Source organism: Methanobrevibacter sp. (genome assembly GCF_017409525.1).
Classification (GTDB): Archaea; Methanobacteriota; Methanobacteria; order Methanobacteriales; family Methanobacteriaceae; genus Methanocatella.
The window spans coordinates 52,929-75,458 of record NZ_JAFQSO010000013.1; the positions used below are offsets into that span (position 1 = coordinate 52,929).

16 protein-coding genes are annotated in these 22,530 nt (G+C 31.4%); 4 read left to right on the plus strand and 12 right to left on the minus strand.

The features are described 5' to 3' along the window. Positions 1 to 510: 510 nt before the first annotated feature. The 11 genes from IJE64_RS07810 to IJE64_RS07860 all read right to left on the minus strand — a co-directional run bounded on the left by IJE64_RS07810 (position 511) and on the right by IJE64_RS07860 (position 14,280). Positions 511 to 2,112 (minus strand): DUF4041 domain-containing protein, encoded by a 1,602-nt coding sequence (locus tag IJE64_RS07810; RefSeq protein WP_292784400.1) that lies wholly within the window; start codon positions 2,110 to 2,112, stop codon positions 511 to 513. A 26-nt stretch (positions 2,113 to 2,138) separates the two neighbouring features. Then, on the minus strand, positions 2,139 to 2,291 hold the full coding sequence (locus IJE64_RS07815; protein WP_292784403.1) for a hypothetical protein: 153 nt from the start codon (positions 2,289 to 2,291) through the stop codon (positions 2,139 to 2,141). Positions 2,292 to 2,307: 16 nt separating this feature from the next. Then, positions 2,308 to 3,321 (minus strand): Ig-like domain-containing protein, encoded by a 1,014-nt coding sequence (locus IJE64_RS07820; protein WP_292784405.1) that lies wholly within the window; start codon positions 3,319 to 3,321, stop codon positions 2,308 to 2,310. A 322-nt stretch (positions 3,322 to 3,643) separates the two neighbouring features. Continuing rightward, entirely contained in the window at positions 3,644 to 4,831 is a 1,188-nt protein-coding gene (locus IJE64_RS07825) for a site-specific integrase (protein WP_292784409.1), read from the minus strand. Positions 4,832 to 4,989: 158 nt separating this feature from the next. After that, positions 4,990 to 5,937: a cysteine synthase A gene (cysK, locus tag IJE64_RS07830; protein ID WP_292784412.1), complete on the minus strand. Its 948-nt coding sequence runs from the start codon at positions 5,935 to 5,937 to the stop codon at positions 4,990 to 4,992. A gap of 140 nt (positions 5,938 to 6,077) precedes the next feature. Next, complete coding sequence (nth, locus tag IJE64_RS07835) at positions 6,078 to 6,707, minus strand: endonuclease III (protein WP_292784415.1); 630 nt, start codon at positions 6,705 to 6,707, stop codon at positions 6,078 to 6,080. Beyond that, a complete protein-coding gene (aroA, locus tag IJE64_RS07840; protein WP_292784418.1) occupies positions 6,704 to 8,023 on the minus strand; it encodes a 3-phosphoshikimate 1-carboxyvinyltransferase in 1,320 nt (439 codons plus the stop codon). Before aroA ends, nth begins: the two co-directional genes overlap by 4 nt. 108 nt (positions 8,024 to 8,131) lie before the next feature. Next, on the minus strand, positions 8,132 to 10,267 hold the full coding sequence (locus tag IJE64_RS07845; RefSeq protein ID WP_292784421.1) for a GH3 auxin-responsive promoter family protein: 2,136 nt from the start codon (positions 10,265 to 10,267) through the stop codon (positions 8,132 to 8,134). 14 nt (positions 10,268 to 10,281) lie between these two features. Continuing rightward, positions 10,282 to 10,578, minus strand: a complete 297-nt coding sequence (locus IJE64_RS07850; protein ID WP_292784424.1) for an STAS domain-containing protein — start codon at positions 10,576 to 10,578, stop codon at positions 10,282 to 10,284. Between the two features lie 11 nt (positions 10,579 to 10,589). Beyond that, positions 10,590 to 12,341, minus strand: a complete 1,752-nt coding sequence (locus tag IJE64_RS07855) for an MATE family efflux transporter (RefSeq protein WP_292784427.1) — start codon at positions 12,339 to 12,341, stop codon at positions 10,590 to 10,592. A gap of 76 nt (positions 12,342 to 12,417) precedes the next feature. Beyond that, a complete protein-coding gene (locus tag IJE64_RS07860; RefSeq protein ID WP_292784430.1) occupies positions 12,418 to 14,280 on the minus strand; it encodes a sensor histidine kinase in 1,863 nt (620 codons plus the stop codon). 108 nt (positions 14,281 to 14,388) lie between these two features. On the opposite strand from IJE64_RS07860, the gene IJE64_RS07865 reads away from it, so the two are divergent. The 4 genes from IJE64_RS07865 (at position 14,389) to IJE64_RS07880 (ending at position 19,487) form a co-directional block, all read left to right on the plus strand. Continuing rightward, positions 14,389 to 16,326 carry a SpoIIE family protein phosphatase gene (locus tag IJE64_RS07865; RefSeq protein ID WP_292784433.1) on the plus strand — a complete coding sequence of 646 codons (1,938 nt, stop codon included), beginning with the start codon at positions 14,389 to 14,391 and terminating at the stop codon, positions 16,324 to 16,326. Beyond that, entirely contained in the window at positions 16,316 to 18,184 is a 1,869-nt protein-coding gene (locus IJE64_RS07870; RefSeq protein WP_292784436.1) for a PP2C family protein-serine/threonine phosphatase, read from the plus strand. Before IJE64_RS07865 ends, IJE64_RS07870 begins: the two co-directional genes overlap by 11 nt. Before the next feature lie 194 nt (positions 18,185 to 18,378). Further along, positions 18,379 to 19,059: a DUF4013 domain-containing protein gene (locus IJE64_RS07875; protein ID WP_292784439.1), complete on the plus strand. Its 681-nt coding sequence runs from the start codon at positions 18,379 to 18,381 to the stop codon at positions 19,057 to 19,059. 161 nt (positions 19,060 to 19,220) lie between these two features. Then, complete coding sequence (locus IJE64_RS07880) at positions 19,221 to 19,487, plus strand: DapH/DapD/GlmU-related protein (RefSeq protein ID WP_292784442.1); 267 nt, start codon at positions 19,221 to 19,223, stop codon at positions 19,485 to 19,487. Positions 19,488 to 19,729: 242 nt separating this feature from the next. Here the strand turns inward: IJE64_RS07880 and IJE64_RS07885 are convergent, their stop codons facing one another. Continuing rightward, complete coding sequence (locus IJE64_RS07885; RefSeq protein ID WP_292784445.1) at positions 19,730 to 22,444, minus strand: valine--tRNA ligase; 2,715 nt, start codon at positions 22,442 to 22,444, stop codon at positions 19,730 to 19,732. Positions 22,445 to 22,530 lie beyond the last annotated feature (86 nt).

Below are 22,530 nucleotides of genomic sequence, written 5' to 3' on the forward strand. Positions count from 1 at the left end.
TCAAAAGACATACAAAAATTTAAATAGCATTTTAACCATATATAATAAATGGTTACAAAGATACTTTCACGTCTCCCGTGGACTATTTTTAGTAACCGGCAGTATGGGATGTGAGAGGTGCGCCAACACCGTCGACCACATCCCTATATTGCGAATGTTACAATTATAATATCTATTTTTTCAAATATTTATAATCTTGTTTTACAATATATTTTATGAAATTATATTGTAAATTCCATCATCAGTGACATGGTGATCTACTTTTAGTGAGAATGTTTTTCTTGATGGTTAATTATAGTATAATGAATTGAATATATAAACTTTTTTATTTAATTTATTAGACAATTGTTCAATATTATTAATAAAAAAATAGTTAACTGTATAGTGAAAATTGGAAAAACACATGGGGTAAAGATTTAAAAAATCCCCTGAAAAATAGCAAAATGTACAAAAAAAAAACAAGCACAAAAAATAATGAAAAAATAATTAAAAAATAAAAAATAGGAAAAATTATACACCCATCAATTTTTCCTTTTTCAAAGTATCATAATACTCCTCCGCATCAGGATGCTCAACAAAACTATGAACCTGACCTTTATTCTCCTCCACAATCTGTTTAACATCATCAATACTAATACGGAAAAACTCCTTCCTCATATTAACCTTATTAACTCGCTTATCATCAAACCTCTCATGCAACTCAGATTCCAAATCATAAGCATTCTTACTAAAGATGAACACATGAGTATCAAAACGGAAAGGAACAGAAGCTGAAGATAATTCTCTGATTCTGTCTTCAGGATTGTCACGACGGGTTACACCAATCTTGAAAACATCCTCCCCAAAGCTACCAATATTACTGATAATATACACGTAACCTGCTCCAGGTTTTTCTTTCCATTCATTAATCTTTTTAACTTCCTCATTATTTTTATCCAATGCTGCTTGAAGTTTAGCAATTTCAGCTTCAAGTTTCGCTTTTTCATCTGCAGCTGCTTGAGCCAACTGTGCTTTAACTTCTTCTATTTCAGAGTTAATAGTTTCATTCTCTCTTTCAAATTTCTTCTTTTCTCTTTCTAATTCTTTTTGAAGTTTTTTCTCTTCTCTTTCACGTTCTCTAGCTTCACGCAATTCTTCTTTTTCCTCTTCTTTTTTGACTTCATATTCATAAGCAATATGTAATTCATCAATTTTTAAATTCAAATATCCTTTAGTTAATTCAACATTTTCCCTTTCATATAATTTATTTAAACTAGTGAAGGTTTTATTTATGCGATTCTCAATGCTGTCAATATTTGAATGTTTTACTTTGCTTATAAGGACTGTTGTTTCATTATTGAAACTACGAAGTATTTGTTTAATATTAGCATTTGTTAATGCTCTTCCTTTTGCTTCACTTCCATTGATTGTCCATGTTTTTGAAGCAATTGCAGCTGTTTTGTCTTTTATCATTTGTTTTTGTTGTTTTCGTACTGCATCTAATCTTTCTTTATAGTCAACTGCATGGATGAAATTATAACGTGGTTCATATAATCCATACTCCTGCATTTCAAGATCATCTTCAGCTCTTACTAAATCATTCTTAACTTCTTTTAATTCTTTTTTAGTTTTCAATAATTCCTTTTCAGTTTTTTCAATTTCTTTATTTAGATAATCTTGTTTTGCTTTTAATTTGGATTCATATTCACTGTCAAGATTATTTAATTGAGTTTCTTTTTCTGAAATAAGTTTATCTAAATCAGTATCTCTTTTTGCAAGTTTTTCATCTACTTCGGCAATTTTTTCTTTTTCAAGTTGATCTAGTTTTTCATTAATGTGGTCTAGTTCATCTTGTTTTTCTTTTAATTCTTTGTTAAGATTTTCCTCTTTTTGTTTAAGTTCATTGTCTAATTTTTCTTTTGCTTCTTTTTCTTTTTCTGCTAATGTTTTTTCAATATTGTTTAATGCATATTGTTTTTGAGCAATGTTAATGTCTATACCTTGTTCCATATTGTTTAAGGTTTTATTTGTTAAATAAACTCCTATAAATATTAATGGAACTCCAATAATTGCTCCAACTAAGGTTAGAGAAATTGCCCCACCAACAATAATGAGAATTAATCCTTTATCCATAATATCCTAAACTCCTCATTATATAATTATTTCAAAATAATTCTTTTTTCGGGAACATCAACAATAAAACATTCCGTACCATACGGTACATTATCTAAACTAAAATAAAGCATATATTCATCTGGAATGTCTTTGGTTAATTCACGAAATTCTTTCATAGAGACTTTACTTTCATTCATAAGAAGTATGCTCCTTTTAATATATTGTTACTGTCTTAACACTTATTGGACCATAAGAACTCCATACTTCCAAGTATGCTTTGTTATAACCTGGGTCATTACCGTCTGCACCATAAGCGGACAAACTCATTTTCACAGGATATTTTCCTTTAATATATTTTCCAGTTTTAACTGTGATTGTTTTATAATAACCATTGTTCTTAGCTTTTTTAATACTGTTGATTTGACTTAATGTGAATTTTCCAGTATATTTGCCAATAGTAAATTTAACTGGTTGAACGGTTATTTTACTTGAAGCACTAACATCATATTTTGAATTTCCAGAAGTAACAGTTACTTTATGAGTGCCTGCTTTTAAATTCTTTGTACTTAGACTTGCAATTCCATTAGTATTAGTTTTCACTGTATATGTTTTATAGGAATTACCAGTGTAAACTTTGAATTTTAATTTTAAATTTTTAATTGGTTTGTTTTTAGAATCTTTTACAGTTACTTTGAAATAATTACTTCCTTGATATGGGACAGTAACGCTTGGTGCATTAACATTAGTATTAGTAGATGAAACTGAAGGAGTATTTGTATTTGAAGATGCTCCTGTGCCTTTTATTGTAATCTTAACAGTTTTCCAATTCCAACAATTATTATAATTAACATTAATAATAGCTTCATCTAATGTTACATCAGAAGGTTTGAATTTAACAACACATAATCCATTATCATCAGAAAATCCTTCTTTAGAAGGAATCTTTGAATTAATATTAAATGAGTAACTTGCCCCTTTTATTGGTTTATTAGTTGTGGAGTTATAAATTTTAAATTCATATTTAACATTAGCAGTACCATAAGTATAAGTGGCTGAGTTGGCTATGATGTTAATGTCATCTGAAGTTCCATCACTTAATGTCGTACTTTGTTCTTGATTCTCAATACTTACAATATCATCAGTTGTATTCTCTGCTGCTGAAACAGAACTTATTGAAGTTATGAATATTAATGATATTAAAAGTATTAATAATATCTTTTTGTTCATAATATTTATTCCCCTATATTGTATATTTGATGTTAATATGTTTGTAATAAATATTATTTAAAAATAGTAGTAAGAAAAAATAAGGAAAAAAATATTTTTTAGAATTAACATGAAATAATGTTCCCCCTAAAAAAATAAGATATGATTTAAATAATCAGTTTAGAGTGTGTTGGGAAAATCATGAACAATTTAATTGAGGAGAACTATTAATCCATGCAATACATTCTGTAAATTTCTGGTCTTGAGTTTTACATTGGAACCATTTTTCTATAAAAAAATGATTCCCATAATACTATATGTATTTCATCTGACCCCATTGTAACTATTCACTAATAGCATCAAGAATATTTCTACGTGAAAGTGGCTCTTGGTCTATATCGGCTAATCTTTTTTCAATACTAGATAACCTGTGTTCCATATTTTCAACTTCCACTTCTTTTTTCTTCAACTTATTTTCCAACTCTTGATATTCTGGACTCTTCAAATCAATATTATTAATCTTTGATTCAATAAGTAAACATTGGAAATGTTCAACATATTTCTTCAACAATATTGTTGGATCATCCAGGAAATATGCTGCACGAGTTGAAGATTTGGTCCGACCTTGCAATGCATCAATATCTGATTCACTCATACCAGATTTCTTCAAATGATTGGAATGAAATTTCCTCATCATGTGACTACGGAACCTGTTGAACCCATCACTAGCTTGACCCATATTGAATTGGTCATTGCATCTGTAGAATGCAACTGGAAGATAGTTCTCTGCTTTGTTGAATAATTTATCCTCATCAGTTAAGTCAATTAACTTAACTTCGCCATCTTCTGTTGTGTGAATCCTATCGGTCAACAAGTATTCAACAATTTTAGACACAGCTTCAGGAGTACAAAATGTATAGTAATACTTGTTTGTTTTTTCCCTTTTGAGTTTAAAAGTAGGAATAACATTCTCCATATCTTTTAAGACGTGCAATGCTTCTACAATGTCATCTTTTTTATGGAAGGGATATGTTGCTTTTTTAAATTGACCAATGGTCATTTCAATTGTTTCTTTTCTTGCACAACCTGAACTTGTCATAAAGACCAGGACTGCTTGGAACCATAATGGTGAAACGTGCATGATTTTTGATATTTCTTCATGAGTTGGAAGTTCATCAAAAGTTGGGTCACCTGGTTTGTTGAAGCTTCGGCTATTTGGTTTGGTAAGGTCTCCGATTTCAATTTCATAATATTTATACACGGATTTTACTTCAACGAAATATTGTTGTGCGGTGTTTTTCCGGTATTTCTGTATTAGATGGGAACGGTAGTTTAATAGTCTTTTTTTGAGTTTTCTTCGTTTCCATATAATATTATTGTCTTCTTCTGTCTCTGCTTCTTCAATGAGTTCTTGCATTGTTTTTCCACAGAATTTAGAGTAGTGGTTTATTGACCTGATGTATGATTCTTGGGTTTTTGGACTGTGTCCTTTGACAATGAAGAAATCTTGAAGAAATTCTTTATTGTTCATGTTCATAATTTCTATCTCTCATTTCTATTTTAGTATTGAGAGAGAGCATTTGAAAAGTAATATCATATTTCAGGTCATATGGTATATATAGTCTATGAAATATGATAATCGTGTAATTGTTTATCATATTCATAGTAATATAGTATAAATAGTTATTCTTATTCAAATAACCAATCTACAGAGAGATATCTCTCACCATTGTCAGGTAAGATAGCTATTATTCTTTTACCTTTATTTTCTTCTTTTTTAGCCAAATCCAATGCAGCCCAAGTTGCAGCTCCTGATGATATACCTGAAAATATACCTTCTTTTTTAGCAAGGGCAAGCAAAGTGTTTCCTGCATCTTCATTTGCAACAGGAATGATTTCATCGATTACATCACCATCATAAATTGATGGAACAAATCCTGCACCAATACCTTGGATTTTGTGAGGTCCCTTTTCACCTTTACCTAATGTTTGTGAGTCTTTAGGTTCAACAGCAACAATCTTAACGCCTGGAACTTCTTCTTTCAATACTTTACCGATTCCAGTAATTGTTCCTCCAGTGCCCACACCTCCGATAACAATGTCAACTTTGCCTTCAGTGTCTCTTAAGATTTCTTGAGCAGTAGTTTCTGAGTGGATTTTTACATTGGCAGGGTTATCGAATTGACCTAAAATAATGGAATCAGGTGTTTCTTCATTAAGTTCATTGGCTTTTGCAATAGCTCCTCCCATTCCATCTGCGCCAGGAGTCAAAACAAGCTCTGCACCTAAAACACTTAAGAATTTTCTCCTCTCAATTGACATGGTGTCCGGCATGGTTAATATTAATTTATAACCTTTAGCGGCCGCTGCAAATGCAAGTCCAATACCAGTGTTTCCACTAGTTGGCTCTATAATTGTAGCGCCAGGCTTCAGCAAACCTTTCTCTTCTGCATCTTCAATCATTGCAACTGCAACTCTGTCTTTGACACTTCCTGTTGGGTTGAATGATTCTATTTTTACATCCACTTCTGCTTCTAAACCTTCAGTTAAATTATTTAATCTTACGATTGGAGTATTTCCGATAGCATCAGTGATGCTTTCTAATACCCCTCTTTTTAATTCTGGAATATTTGCCATAATTTATTTCTCCTATATTATTAATTGTTTTTAATGGTATATTAAAAGGGTTATCTTTAGAGTCAATATAACATTTGTTATAATAACTATTGTTATATAACAATGTTTTACTTTATAAATGTTTTGGTATAACTAAAAAATTAAATGTTTTCCTTAAAATAATCGCAGATTTCAGTGCAAGGACAAATTTCACATTGAGGGGAAATAGGTTTGCAGATATTCTGACCGAATTGCACCATTAAATCATTCAATTTAATCCACAAATCCTCAGGAGCAATCTTGCACAGTTCCACTTCTGTCTCTTCAGGATCTTTCGTATCTACCAAGCCCATACGATTTGATATTCTGTGAACATGAGTATCTACCGGAATTGCAGGAAGTTCAAAAGCAAACACCATGACACAATTTGCGGTTTTACGGCCAACACCCGGAAGCTTAACAAGCTCTTCAACAGTATCCGGAACTTCACCGCCATATTGGTCAATTAAAATCTGTGAAACTTCAACAATCCTGCCTGCTTTCACATTATAGAAACCGGCAGGTTTAATTAATTCCTTGATATCGTCAATTGGAGCTTCAACAATCTCATACATATCTTTATATTTGTTGAATAAGTTTGCAGTAGCCTGGTCTGTATTTTCATCCCTTGTCCTTTGAGATAAAATTGTCCTAATCAATACCTGATAGGGATCATGGTCCAGGAATGTTCTTATCTCAAAAGTATTATCCAGTTGATTAACAAGTTCAATAACACGCTCTTCTTTATTCACTCTACCAACTCCAATTCAAAGCCCAATTCAGCCATTGACTCAATAAAGTTTGGAAATGACACATCAAACACTTCACCATTTGTAATTTCAATGTCATGCCTTAAGCCTATCAGTGAAAATGCCATAGCCAGCCTATGGTCTCCGTGTGAGTCAACAACACCCGAACCAACACCGCCAGTTATGCTCATTCCATCTTCTCTTTCAGTTAATTTACAGCCCAGTTTTTCAAGTTCCCTGCAAGTCGTATCAATCCTATCTGTCTCTTTAACTCTTGCATGAGCAACTCCCGTGATATTAGTTGTACCCTCAGCCAAAGCTGCAAGAACCGCAACGGTTATTAATAAATCAGGAGCATTGGACAAATCCACATCAATAGCTTTTAGCTTGCCATCAGATCCGATTTCAACATAATCTTCGCCACGGATGATCTTAGCCCCCATTTGCTGCAGAATATCTAAAATTACTTTATCTCCTTGCTTTGAATTTCTAAATAGATTTTTAATTTTGGCTCTGCCACCATTAATGGCTATTAGAGCTAAAAGGTAGGATGCTGAGGAGTAATCACCTTCAACAGTATAGTCACAAGCAATGTAGGGCTGTTTTGTAACCTTAAACTCATCAATTCTGCAACTTTGATGCTCCTTATCACAGGTTTCGTGCTTTAGATAGTACCCTTTTAGTGTTTTAACCCCAAATTTTCTCATAATATCCAAAGTCATATTCACATAGGGCCTTGATTTGAATTCAGGCAACACATATAATGTAACGCCGTGCTCTGAAAGTGGGGAAGATATCAAAATAGATGAAATGAACTGTGAGCTGACATTCCCATAAATGTTGGTCTCACCACCAATATACCCCGATTTGATTAATATTGGTGCTTTTTCATTATCATTTAACGATTCCGTTTCGATTCCTAAAGGTTGCAGCGCCCCCATTAGCAATCCCATCGGACGGGTTTTAAGAGAATCATCGCCGGTTAAAATCACTTCATTGTCACTCAAGGCGGAAACTGAAGTCATCAACCTCAAGGTAGTTCCAGAATTAGCCAAATCAATTGGACCTTTTTGACCATTATGGAGTTTGCCGCCAGTACCCACGACTTCCAAATAATCTTCAGTTCTATTAATTTGCGCCCCCAAAGCTTTGCAAACTCTTATTGAAGCCAATGTATCTTCAGAATATAGAACATCATATAATCTTGATGTGCCCTTTGCCAAAGATGCTAAAATAACGGCCCTGTGAGAATAACTTTTAGATGGTGGCGCTTTAACAACCCCTCCAATCTCTGAAATATTTTTTACCCTAAGATTCATTTTAACCAACCAAAAAGATATGATACTAGCTATATCTCTCCAAACTTCAAATATAAACTTTAATTTTTTAAATTGATGAATTCAATCATCCTTTGAATTATAAGACAACTAAAATACTTTTTCAATAGTTAGAATATTATGATTATTCTCATATCTATAATCAATTCCATCTGCATTCTTTCGAACTATTGTTAAGCCTAATCCTCCAATATCTCTTTGATCTGCTTCGAGAGTTAAATCAGGACCTACCTTATTTAATGGATTAAACTCTACTCCTTCATCTATAAAATTCATTACTATCCTCAGAGGGTCTTTTAAAAGTCCATATTGGATTTTTATTTCTCCCTCTTTTTCATATGCATAATTACAAATATTTACAAACAGTTCTTCAATAATTAACTCCAATTTTAATTTAGATTTTATTGAAACCCCTTTATCCTCAAGGAATTCTTCAATTTTCAATAAAAGTAAATCTAAATCATCTGTATTGGATTTTAAAATAATTTCTTCCATATTTAAACCATCGGTCTGATTTAATTCGTCATCTCTTAAAACATTAAAGAAACTTATATCGTGTTCATCTCTTAAGATTCTAGGAGGTTTGACTTGAGCAGGAGAAGTTCCTCTAGCAACCATTAATTCTTTATAGAGCAAATATGTTTCTGGTTGCACGAAATAGAGCTCTGTTTTTCCAATTATGCTTTTTTCAATTTTATTACGTAAAACAGAATCTGTTGCACAGAAATTCTCATTCAATTTTTCCTGAATGATTTCTCTCGTTACATCTTCCGGCAAATCCTCAACTTCCATTAAATAAACATATTTCATAGGCAATGAGTCATAATCAACATAAACTGAAAAATCTATTAAATCGAAACCGAAATCTTTTTCTGTTTTATATGCTGCTGCTCTTAGGTGTTCTCCGTTAACTTTCTCACCAGCCAAACATAAACATTGGTCCAGCCTGTATAAAAATTCTATCATTGGAGTGTTATTATATCTTCCAGTACAACGAACGACATCTTTCATCCGGTAACGATAAAATCCGGACAGATTAGTTGTGATGATTTCATAATCCTTTCCTTCTTCTAATTTATCCATAGTCACTATTTTACTGTAGTCACCATTAGCATCCACTGGTAAAAATTCATAAAACATGCTGTCAGGTATTAGGACAGCATCAGGATTGTTTAATTCTGTAAAAAGTGAAAATATGCCTTCAGATGCAGTCAATCCAACTAATGCAAAATTAAAGTCAGGAGCTGTAAACTCTTTAATTTTCTCAAGATAATTAATAAATCCCCCCGATCCGCATCCTATAAGAAGCGACATTCTTGGCCAAATTTTAGGAATAATAGGCTCATCAAAACCTTCTTCAAATATTTTTCTAAGTTCCCCTGCTCTTTCCGGCATCGGTTCTATTTTTCCAAGCAAACTTTCACGAACCTCACTAGGCATTTTTATGGATTCATCAATTGTGCCATTTTCAATATCATTGACTAATAGTTCCCAATTGCCTTTAATGTAACGTAGAAATTCTAAAAACAAACTGACAAAACTAGTTATTGTAAATGAAATGTCAGGATTGACTAATGCAAAACGTACATGAATATACCGAATATTAGTTCCAGCACTAGGAATTAAAGCTTCAATGGGTGATGTGGTAACCTCAGAGATCATATCGCCAAAAACATCCATTATTTTACCAGAAATAGAGCCATAAGTATCTCCAGAAGGTAATTTGGACATAGAAAGTTCAGTTAAATTTAAAAATGGATATTTGATCCAGTCCAAACCAACTTTTTCAGCAAACAAATTAAATAGATAAGCATAATTATATTTCATATTGATTTCTTGATTAAGAGAGGTGGTAGGTATCCTTTTAGGGTTTCCCATTGTACCTGAAGATTTTGCATAATGAATTACATCATAGGATGTTAATAAATTCTTTTCCCCCTTTTCAGTCATTCTATAAATGTAATCAGCATAACTATCATAATCAGTTATAGGAACCTTATTTTGATAGTCTTCAATGCTTTTAATGTTTGCAAAATCATATTTTTGCCCATACTCGGTATCTTCATTATCCTTAATAATCTTCATTAACAAAGCAGTATTATATTTCATAGGACTCTGTGTCATGACCTCTAATGATTTACGAACATCATTTCCCTGTGAAATAAAATTTAAATAAAATTGTTCCGAAAAGGATAATTCAGAAATATCAATATCACTCAAATCCATGATTCAACCTCAAACTATTCAAAAGTCAATATGTCTACAAATCCTGTTGATTCAAATACCTCCATCACAATATCCTGAACATTAGTTACTTTCATAGACCCCTGTTTGTTCATTGTTTTTTGAGCAGATAAAATTATTCGAAGCCCCGCACTTGAAATATAAATTAGATCAGATAAATCAAAAGTTAACTCTTCGACATCATTTAAATCGTTTTCAAGCACTTCTTTAAGTTTGGGAGCATTTTTTGAATTTAATCTACCGGTTAGTTTAATCTCTAATTTTTTTCCGTCTTTGTGTTTTTCTATATCCATAAATTCACCAATTACATTTTAGGAATAACAATCTTATTATTATTTAGTTTAACATTATAATTATAGTTATGTTCTATATCCTTTGAAAAGTTTTTGATAATTTTAATCCCCATGTCTTCTTTTTTCTGGAAATCTTTTTCAATGTCAAAAGGAACACCATTATCCTGGAAATAAATAATTACCTCATCAGTATTTTTATAAAGAATCCTAATATTTAGATATTTATCTTTCTTAGATTTATATGCATAGGAAAAGATTGCTGTACCCATTTCCTCAAGAATTAGTTGTATTTTCAATTTAATTTCATCATCCAAATCATCGTCCACTAAATTTTGGTCAATATTTTCAACAACATCTAACAACTCCTCTTCAGATTCAACATATACCGCATAAGTATCTTCACTAGGAAACAGATTTTCATCCATTATTACAAAATCACTTAAGGATTTGGGGAATTTTTTAGTTTTTAATTTAATTAAGAAAGGTATACTAAGCAAAGTAACAAGTTCACATAATACAAAACTTATCCAAATGCCATCACCCCCCATTAGAAATGAAAATATGATTGCAAATGCTGATAAAAATAAGAAACTATGGGCAAAACTTATATAATTTGCAATTTTTAACTGCTGTGTCGCATTATAAAAGTTTAATAAAATGAAACATAATCCTGAAAACGGTAGAGACCAGGCAAATATTCTAAGACCTCTTACTGATACATCATATACCTCTGGATTTTTTCCAAACATATAAACAAAATAAGGAGCGAAAATAAACAGAATTATGGCAATTATAAAAATAATGAGTAATGCATATTTAATTGATATTCCTAATAATTGTTCCAATTGGGTTTTATCTTTCTCACCATAAAATAATCCTCCCAATGCCAGGGTAGTTGATCCGATTCCAACACCTACACTGCAAAGTAATAAATAAACATTTGACTGTATAGAAAGAGCACCTAAAAATATTAATCCGCCAACCATCACTCCCAAATAATTTGTAATTATAGTACGAAGCATATTATAAATTTGATTTAAAGCATTTGGAAGTCCTGATCTGATTATTTGAGACAATTCCATTTTAAATTCTAAATTTCTTTGGAATTTATATGTGCTTTTTTTTGAAAGAAAATGAGCCAATAAGAATAGTACAGTAATTATGGTACTTAATGCAGTTGCCAGTCCCACACCAAAAATATCCATTTTTAATACCATTACAAATACCAAATTTAAAATCAGATTTAATAAAAACAATGATAAACCCGCATAAAGACCTAATGATGGATATCCGTCGATTCTTGAATAATTTATAAAAATATATAGAAACATCAATGGCAAAATTACTAAAAAGAATCCCTTCATCAATGATACTGTTGCATTAAATGATTCACCAGAAGCTCCAAATATTTGCGCAACATTTGATGTAAAGAGCAATAATAGAACGGTTAAAACTACTCCAATAATTGCTGCGACAATGCATACTACTGTGAAATTGTTATTCACTCTTTTTTCATCAGCCATATTATTAGATGCAACAATAGAACCCCCATATGCGAATATATACCCTATTGCCAAATTAGCATAAATGATAGGCAATGTCAAGCCGAATGCTGCAAGACCAACTTTACCAAAAAAGTTACCAATAATTACCCCATTTAGAATAACTACTAAAATAGTGCATACAGCAGCAATTACAGCCCCCAAAATATAATCTTTAAAAAAGGAATTTAATAATTTATTATCGTTACTTAATAAATTCATAATTTTACCAGCATAAAATATTAAACATCATCTTAAATCAATTTAATTTTTTGATTTTGAAATGTTTGAATTTCGATTAATGAATTGTATGCTCCATTTCAATAGGGAAAACTAATTCATATACAGTTCCGTTATCATTTTTCATTGAAGTAATTGTTCCATCCAACTGTTTTGTTAAGCTTTTTATTATTTCACATCCGATGGTGTCTGTAACGTCCTTTGAATCTTTAATCCAAATCCCTATTTCTTCAAATGTTAAAATAGCAGTATCCTTATCCGACATTGTTACTTTTTTAGTTATCTTTTTGTTTTGTGTCGTTTCATCCGGAAATGCGTTTCTTATAGCAATCATTGTTAGCTCATCAATGATTAGGAGTAATGGAGTTACAACTTCAATTGATAAGTTTATATCTTCATCCACATAGGTTTTAAACTCGATTTCCATAGGGGATTGAACTAAATTTCTTGTGCTAATATCCTGATTACTTAAACAATCATCTAAATTAATATTATTAAAATCTGGAGAATTGTATGTTTTTTCATGGAGCAATGCAAGGGAAGTTAAACGTGTTTGCATATGTTCAATAACTAACTCCGGACAATTTCTATAAGCCCGTTTTTCAAGATTTAAAAAACTATTAATAATTTGCAGATTATTCTTCACTCTGTGATGCAATTCCTTAATTAATACTAGTTGTCGTTCATTGGATTCAATCAATTGTTCTTTTTTCTGCATCTCTTCGGTGACGTCTGTTAAAAATCCAAGACTATGCACATTATTATTATATTCAAATCTTTCAATATACACATTAACAATCTTTATATTCTGAGGGTCCCCGTCGACTTTATATGTCAATGTTTCGTCAACCTTAGTTATGTCACCATCAGCTAGCTTTTTAATTTCATTAACAACTTCTTTCTCAACAATATTATTTAAGATTTCACGGGAATGAACATATTCCCCATAATCCTTTTCAATCAAATTATAAAAGCCTTTGGAGAAATTATATAGTTTTTTGTTCAAAGGTTCGATTAACCAAGCTAATTTCATGCTGCTTTTAGAACCATCCAATAAAAAATCAATAGGTTCACTGCTTTCATTATGTCTCTGCGTAAGGACATTAATCCAACCTTGACGAATGAAAACCCCATTATCATCAAAATAAGAATAAACCGTAACTTCAATGAGTTTTAAAATACCTTCCTCATCCACAATCCGAATAACTTCATCAGATTGTGAAGTTTCTTTGTTTGCGACATTTAAAATTTTATCAACTTTATATTTATCCTCTGGAATAGCTAAATCTAAAACAATATTGTGGTGCTCATCAGATTCTTCTTTAGAGCGATTGATGATATTATATATTCCTTGAGACCAAGTATATTTTCCATTTACTTTATAATAACTGCCAGTTTGCGAAAGATTTTCCATTATGCTGTTTTGGTTTTCATCCAAAGTTTTATCAACAATGCCGGGATTACTTGTTGTTCCATCAACATTCTCAACTATTATAAATACGCTTTCCATACAAAATACTATTTTTACAGTATTTTTCTTAATGAATTCATCTTGATCATAATATAGAAACCTTATTTTTTTTGTAGTGTGGTTTGTATAAACTTCAAATAGATAATCGTACAAAATATCAAAAATTAATGGTGAAGTCTTACTTAATAGTCTGCCTTTTGCATCTTCTTGTGAGATATTGCATGTCTCAAGAATATTGCTGCTTAAACTCTGGATAATGAAATCTTTTCCATTTTCATGCGGAATAAATATATGAACATCTTCTGAAATATTATTTATGAATTCCTGAATTGGATTATCTTCAATATCAAATTCCTGGGGTGCCAAATTAAAAAAATCCGTTACAGTAGCATTAAAAATTCGAATTTCATAAACATCTTCCAAATTCAGATATTCCTTTTCAATATTCATCAAATCCCGCCTTCCAATTTCATGATAACTTTTGATAATACCATGCTTTCTTAAACAAAATTATATATGGAATATGTATATATATAATATTTGTTAAAAATAGTACTAATGGTAGCCTCTAGAATTAAAAAATTATTTACCAAAAAATGGTTTGTTCTTCTTTTCACATTTACTGTTGAATTGATATTTAATTATCTTTTTGAAGTTCAACATATAGGTGGCTATTACATATATGCAGATATTGCTCTTGGCCCAATATTTGGTTTAATGTTTGGTCCAATCGGTGCTTTAGGTTTTGCATTAGGAACATTAGCCGGAGAACTACTTGAAGGAATAGGACTACCTGCTCCTTTAATCGATTTTGTAATCACATTCTTTATTTCAGTGCTAACCTATAGATTATGGTATACTACATTCAATAAAGGAAAAAAAGATACTCCTAGATTTAATTCAACTTACAATATTATTAAATTTTTATCAATAACAATACTGATTTCAATCGTGTATTTCTCATTTTTAGTTATCTCTTTTTCACTTTTCCATAATTTAAACTATTCATATTCTATTTCAGATGTGGACTTTAATGTGCCTTACATGTTAAACATTATCACGTTTACGATAATATTTGGATTATTGCTGATTAGTTCTTTTAATATCCTCAAAATACCTTTAAAAACTCCCAAAAAAAGGATTTCAAAAATCAACATTAATCAAAATTATCTTTTAATCATACTTTTAATATGTGTAGGTTATTTCCTATTTAAGGAATTTATCATGAATATTACATCCATAAGGCATTTCTTCATGCTTGTTACAATAATTACTTCAATACTATTATATTTCAATACTTTCGATGTGAAAGTTGAACCAACAAAGGACAATTATTCAATTATTGAGGAAATGATATTGATTTTCTTAGCTATCATAACTTTGACAATAGTATTGAACTTTAACTATTTCAGTACGTTAATTTTATCATATGTTCCTGAAATAGATCCATCATATCAGATTTTAATCATTCTTTCATTCACAAGCGTGTTCATATTATTAGTTTCATTAATCTATATCCGATTCGTTGAAAGAACAATAACTAATCCGCTTTATGACATGATAAATACTGCAGATAATTACTTTAAAACTAAAAATAAAATTGAATCAGTTCATAAATTAAAGAAATACATAACAAATGATGATAGTATTGGATTGTTAGCTAACTCATTTGTAACATTATATGATAAAATTAGAACTAATCTAAATCAACTCCAAATAACAACTTCTGAAAAAGAAAAATTCGAAACAGAGTTTGATGTGGCAAGCCGTATACAATCAAATATGCTGCCAAAAAATTTCGATGAATTGGCAAAAAATGAATCATTCGAAATCTATGCAAATATGAAACCTGCAAGAGAAGTTGGAGGAGACTTTTATGATTATTTCAAAATCGATGAAGACAATGTATATTTTGTCATCGGAGATGTAAGCGGTAAAGGAATTCCATCAACATTATTCATGGTTAAAACAATGTATTTAATTGAAAACCATGCAAAATTCAATGAGGATTTATCACAAGCGATTGAAAAAGTAAATAATTTAGCTTATGAAAGAAATGACGAAGAATTATTTGTAACAATCTGGCTTGGAAAATTAAACTTAAAAACTGGAAAATTATCCTATGTTAATGCTGGGCACAATCAACCATTGATTAAACATGATTCCAATAATTTTGAATACTTGAAAACCCATCCAAATTTAGTCATAGGTGGAATGGAAGGAATCCAGTATAACGAACATGAAATTAATTTAAATGCTGGAGATATGATATTTTTATATACTGATGGAGTTACAGAAGCGAATGATAATTATAAGGAATTTTATGGTAAAAATCGTTTAAAAGAAACAATCAATGAAAATAAAAATAAAAAATTAAACGATATAATAAACGAAATTACCAAAGACATTGATAAATTTTGCAATAACAGCGAACAATATGACGATATAACAATGCTAATTATCAAGTATAACGGGTGGGTAGAAAATGAATGCTAAAGAACTTTTCAAATCACCAAAATTTATCGTATTAATATCCATGGCGATAAATATAATACTTATCCTAATCGGAGATATCTGGTTTGATAATAATTATATTCATTTAGAATTATCCGCTTTACTTATATTGAGTTTATTATTAGGCCCCTATGCAATATTAGGATTCAGCATAGTTGAACTTCTATACTGGATTTTAGTCTTGGGCATGAATGATGTAACAGTTATCATACTAAGTTTATCATCCATATTTGTATTAGGGATAATGCCTTGGAAATTATGGTACATGACAAAATCTAAAAGAGGTTTTGAAATACCTAATATGAACAGTTTTTACAGCTTTGCTAAAATAATTATTATTGTATTATTCATGATTTTGCAAGCATACATATTCTCTAATCAAATATTCAATGAAACTTTCGGATTAAACCTTGAAACTTTTTACATGATTTTTATATTAGGATTAATCCTGCTACTATTGGGTATGGGAGTATTTGGAATACTAAATATTGCAGTATATACTCCAAAACAAATTAAAAAAGTTATGCCAGATCGATTATATGATTTAGCATTGGTAATTGCAATAATTCTTTCCATAGCCACATTGAATAATCCAAATAATCTTTGTTTATTTTTAATTTTAATATTGTACGCAATATTTTTAATTAAACCACTTAACAAAGATGTTTTTAAAATAAACAATATTCAGAAACTTACAATATTCTATAAGGCATTTATTTCAATATTCATTATTTTAATAATAATCCCTACATTCCTGTTATTATCATTAACAGGACTTGGAATTTACGAACATGGAAATACATCTGAATTTTTAAATTATTTGGTTCTTTTATCAGGGTTCTTCTTGGCAATTCTAATACCTTTAGTTATTTACATGTACTTTTTGGAAAAACAAGTTATAAACCCAATCAATCAATTATCTGCATATCTATTTGAAGAGATAAATGATGATGATGTTGATTTAGATAATCTAGTTAATAATTTAAATTCCATTACCGTAAATAATGAAATAAAATCATTATCCGAATCCATGCTCAATATGGAAAAAGAATTTGTGGATTACCGTGAAAATTTGTTGGATGTAACTAAAGAAAAAGAAAGATATGAAACAGAACTCAAATTAGCTCATGAAATCCAATATGCAATGAATCCAACCGATTTCGAAAAATTCAATGAAAATAATAATCTGAGTCTTTGGGGATTCATGAAATCTGCACATGCTGTTGGTGGAGACTTTTATGATTATTTCAAAATCGACGAAGAAAATATAGGATTTGTAATAGGTGACGTTAGTGGAAAAGGAGTGCCAACTACATTAATCCTAGTAAAAACTATGACCTTAATCAGGGATTATGCTACATATTATTCAGATTTATCCGATGTATTATACGAAGTTAATAACGAACTTTGTAAAGACAATGTGAAAGAATTGTTTGTTGGTTGTTTACTTGGAAAACTTAATATAAAAACAGGAGAATTATGTTATGTTAATGCAGGACATAGAAAACCATTAATTAGACAAAATGATGGTGATTTTGAATATTTAAATGAAAAACCAGGATTGCTTTTAGCCGGAATGGAAAATATAGATTATAAAAAGCATACCATTCATTTAAAACCTAATGATACATTATTTTTATATACAGATGGAGTAACCTATGCAAACGATGGGAATAATAGACATTATGGAGAAAGAAATCTGCAGAAAATATTAAATCAAAATAAGGATAATGAATTAAACATTATCATAAAATCCATTGAAGATGATATCAACAAGTTCTGTAACAATAAAGAATTATCTGATGATATAGCAATGCTTATCATTAAAATGAAAGAATAAAATAATCCTAAGGATCCATTCTATGCCAAAAAGATATATAACTTATCTTTTTTCAAACAACAATCAACATACCATATAATAAATAACCAAATTTTATAAACTCAAAATTATAAATATTATTAAAAATATAGCTATCTTAAAACAAAATTAAAAGTTTAAATGAACTTAATTAATAATTATTTTTTTGATTTAATATGAAAGTATTCTACAATAGCATTAAAGATGCAGTAAGATATGGTCTAGCCGATAAGCTTGCAATCTTAGTAATTGGAGGGATAATGTTTTTAACTGCATTGGACCATAGGTTTTTTGATATACCATTCCATTATTCCAGCATATTAATGTTAATCGTTGTGGGTTATGGTTCGTTCATCTCATGGTATGCGATTAATGGCCAGGACAAACATCCGAGGCTCAATAACATTAAAAAAATGGCATGGGAAGGATTTAAAAAGTCTTGTATTATAGTGGCCTATTCCATATTTCTAACATACATAGGACATTATGGAAAAGAATTCCTATCAAGTGGAAATTATTTGTTTGGCATAATCTTAACTGTCCTTTTCCTTCTAATCTATTTAATGCTGATTGGAGGATTATTCAATAGATATCTAAACAATGGAAAGTTTTTAAAAGCATTCGACCTCGTGGAAATTATTAAATTATTGTTAAGTTTCGACACTAGAAACTTTATTAGGGTTTTAATTGCAGTTGTCATTTCACAAACATTTACAGTTTCCGTTTTTATTAAAATTATCCCCGAAATACCAAGTCTGGAGTTGTTACTTACATTCGCATTCTTCTTTTTAGCACCATTCCTGTACATGGCAAACAAAAGGTTAGTCGGGCTTCAAGTCAGAAACTTATTACACTAGCCATCATTTGACTTCTTTAATTTCAAGTTCAACAATTATTATTTTTAGATACTCATCAAATACATTTTTAACATTATTGTGCAAGAATTCTCCGGCTTCTTTAAAGCAGGAGAGGTTCAACAATTTTAGATGTTAAAGAGGTATATATCGGAGATAATGTTATGATTGGTCCGAACACATTAATTACAACAGTTGGCCATCCTTTAACACCTAAAGGTCGCCGTGACCATTTAGCGCAGGCAACTGAAATCAGAATCGGCAATGACGTTTGGTTAGGAGGGAACGTGACAGTTCTTCCTGGAGTTACAATCGGAAATAATGTTGTTGTAGGGGCTGGCGCTGTAGTGACAAAAGACATTCCGGACAATTCACTGGTCTTGGGCGTTCCGGCACGTGTCGTGCGTGAACTGGAAAATGACATTGAGTAGGAGATGAGACAAAACTCAAAACAGAACCCCACATGGACTTTTACTAAAAAGAAGGTTTTGACATCACAAGATCAAGTCCAACATACACAAAATTAATAAAAATCTCATCTCCAATAGCTATTTTTTGCATAAGAAGTATATATACTTTTAAAAGCCATAATGCAATATTTATTTTAGTTTAAAATATTTTAAAGAGATTTCAATCTTTATTTTGGATTAAAAAAAGAAAATTTGAGAAGTAATTATCTAATTACTTCCACAATCATGTCCAAGTTTTCTGATTGTAAGATATCCACTTTCTTACCGGATGCTCCTACAATCTCCTTTTTGATATTCAGCATGCTTTCAGGAACTACAATCTCGCCAATTGTCAACTCATGATTTTCCTCTAAGACAGAACCTATTTCATCAATGTCTGTTGATTTTAAATATCCGATGATTTTACCCGCATCTCCCTTGAATTTAGGTCCGATTTGGGACATGTCCGGTTCGACTTCAATGATTTTTTCGTGAACTTCAGGTTTTCCGGAACTGATGGCCAAGTCGTTGATTTTTAAAGTTCCTTTAATGTCATCATTGAATTGTTTGAATATTTCAACTAAAGAATCATCAGATGTATATACATTTACTTCTGCAAGTTCTGCATTTAATGGGATTTTGGAAGCTGATTTGAATCTTCTTACCTCATCAATCAACTCGACAGTAGTTTCCCCTTTAGTTTCCACATCTTCACTGATTAATTCTTCATGCACTTCAGGCCATAAAGTTGTATGAATTGATTCATCGTCAAAGTATTGGTAAACTTCTTCAGTGAAGAACGGTGCGATAGGAGCCAATAACTTTAAGGATGTCTCCACTACTGTTTTTAATGTGTATTTTGCAGCGCGTCTTGATTCGTCTGAAACATCTGTGTATAATCTGTATTTTACAGCTTCAATGTATTCATCACAAAAATCATGCCAGAAGAACCTTTCGATTGATGTGATTGTTTCTGCAAAGTTATATTCTGCAAATGCTTGATCGACAGTGACGTTGAGATTGTTTAATTTAGATAGAATCCACATGTCAATTGGTCCCAAATTATCTTTTACATCATCATATGTAACTTCCTCATCAAAGATTTGCATGCTAATAAATCTGAATGCATTCCAGAATTTTCTGAGGAACCTGAATCCATGTTTGATATCCTTCCAGTCAAATATCACATCTGAGCCAGGAACACTGTTAGCGGCCCAAGTCCTTAGAGGGTCAGCACCATACTTTTCAATGACCTCTTCGGGTCCAACTACAAACTCAGGTCTGGATTTGCTCATTTTGTTTCCATCTTCGCCGAACACCATACCGTTGATTACAATATCATCGAATGGTTTTTGACCTGTTAAGGCTAAACATCGAAGGGTTGTATAAAATGCCCATGTACGGATAATATCGTGCCCTTGTGGACGGATATTTGATGGGAAATGATTAACATAATCTTCATCAGGCCATCCTGCAATGGATAAAGGTGAGATTGATGAATCCATCCAAGTGTCCAATACATCCACTTCAGGTATGAACTCCTCACATCCGCATTCACATGCATGCTTTGGTTTATCTACAGTCGGATCGATTGGTAAATCTTCTACATCAGGTATAATAACCTTTCCACAGTCTTTACAGTACCATACTGGAATTGGGGTTGCAAATATTCTTTGCCTTGAGATGCACCAGTCCCATTCCATGGAATCCGCCCAGTTTTCCATACGGGATTTCATGTGTTCAGGCACCCATTTCATCTCATCTGCAGCGACCTTGGTCTTTTCAATCAAGTCTCTTACCGCTACAAACCATTGTTCTTTAAGAAGAATTTCAACAGGAGTTTTACATCTCCAGCATTGTCCAACATTCTGGTCAACCTGTTCCTGTTTTAATAGGTAACCTTCCGCATCCAGATCTTCGATTGTCTGTTTTTTACAGCTTTGCAAGTCCATTCCTTCATATCTTCCGGCAGCGGCAGTCAATGTACCTGCATCATCAATGACATCAATGACTTCAAGGTCATATTTTTGAACCCAGCTTACGTCAGTTTTATCCCCAAAGGTACAAATCATTACTGCTCCTGTACCGAATTCAGGGTCTACCTCTTCATCTGCAATGATTTTTACCTTTTGATGTGATAAAGGCACTTCCACATATTTGCCTAAAAGATGTGCGTATCTTTCATCATCAGGGTGAATTACAACTGCCACACATGCGGACATCAATTCCGGACGGGTGGTTGCAATCAAAATACCTTCATCTTTAGGGTCAGCCTGTTTTCCTGATTCCTGTGAAGACACAATATCTTCATATGAATCTTCAACAGCCGGCGGGAAATTAACATAGTTTAAGAATGTAATATTGTCTGAGTATTCAACCTCTGCAAAAGCGATAGCTGTCTGACAGCGAGGACACCAGTTTACAGGGTGTTTTCCCTGATAGATCAATCCATCCTCATACATTTTCAAAAATGAATATTGGGTTCTTCTCATGTACTCCGGATTCATTGTTACAAACTCGCGAGTCCAATCCTGTGAATAACCCATTGCCTTCATATCTGCCTTCATGCTTGCAATGTTTTTAGTTGTTAAATCAATACAGTATTGCCTGAATTGCGCCCTTGAAACATCATTTTTTTTAATGTTGTGAGTTTCTTCAACTTTAACTTCAGTTGGAAGACCATGGCAGTCCCATCCCTGTGGGAATAAGACATCAAATCCTTTTTGTCTTCTGTATCTTGCATTCATATCAATGTAAACCCAATTCAAGACGTGACCTAAGTGAATTGCGCCTGTTGGGTATGGTGGGGGAGTGTCAATAACATATCTAGGACGGGAACCATCCCCAATATATTTGTAGACGTTTTCATCTTCCCATTTCTGCTCCCATTCTTTTTCTTTCTTAAAATCATAGTCTTTAGGAATTTCTTTTTTTGACATATATTTTCTCCTAAAATAATTAAGTAAAAATAATATTATTAATTTATGTCCGTTATTATTTAAAAAAGTAATTATAAAACATGAAA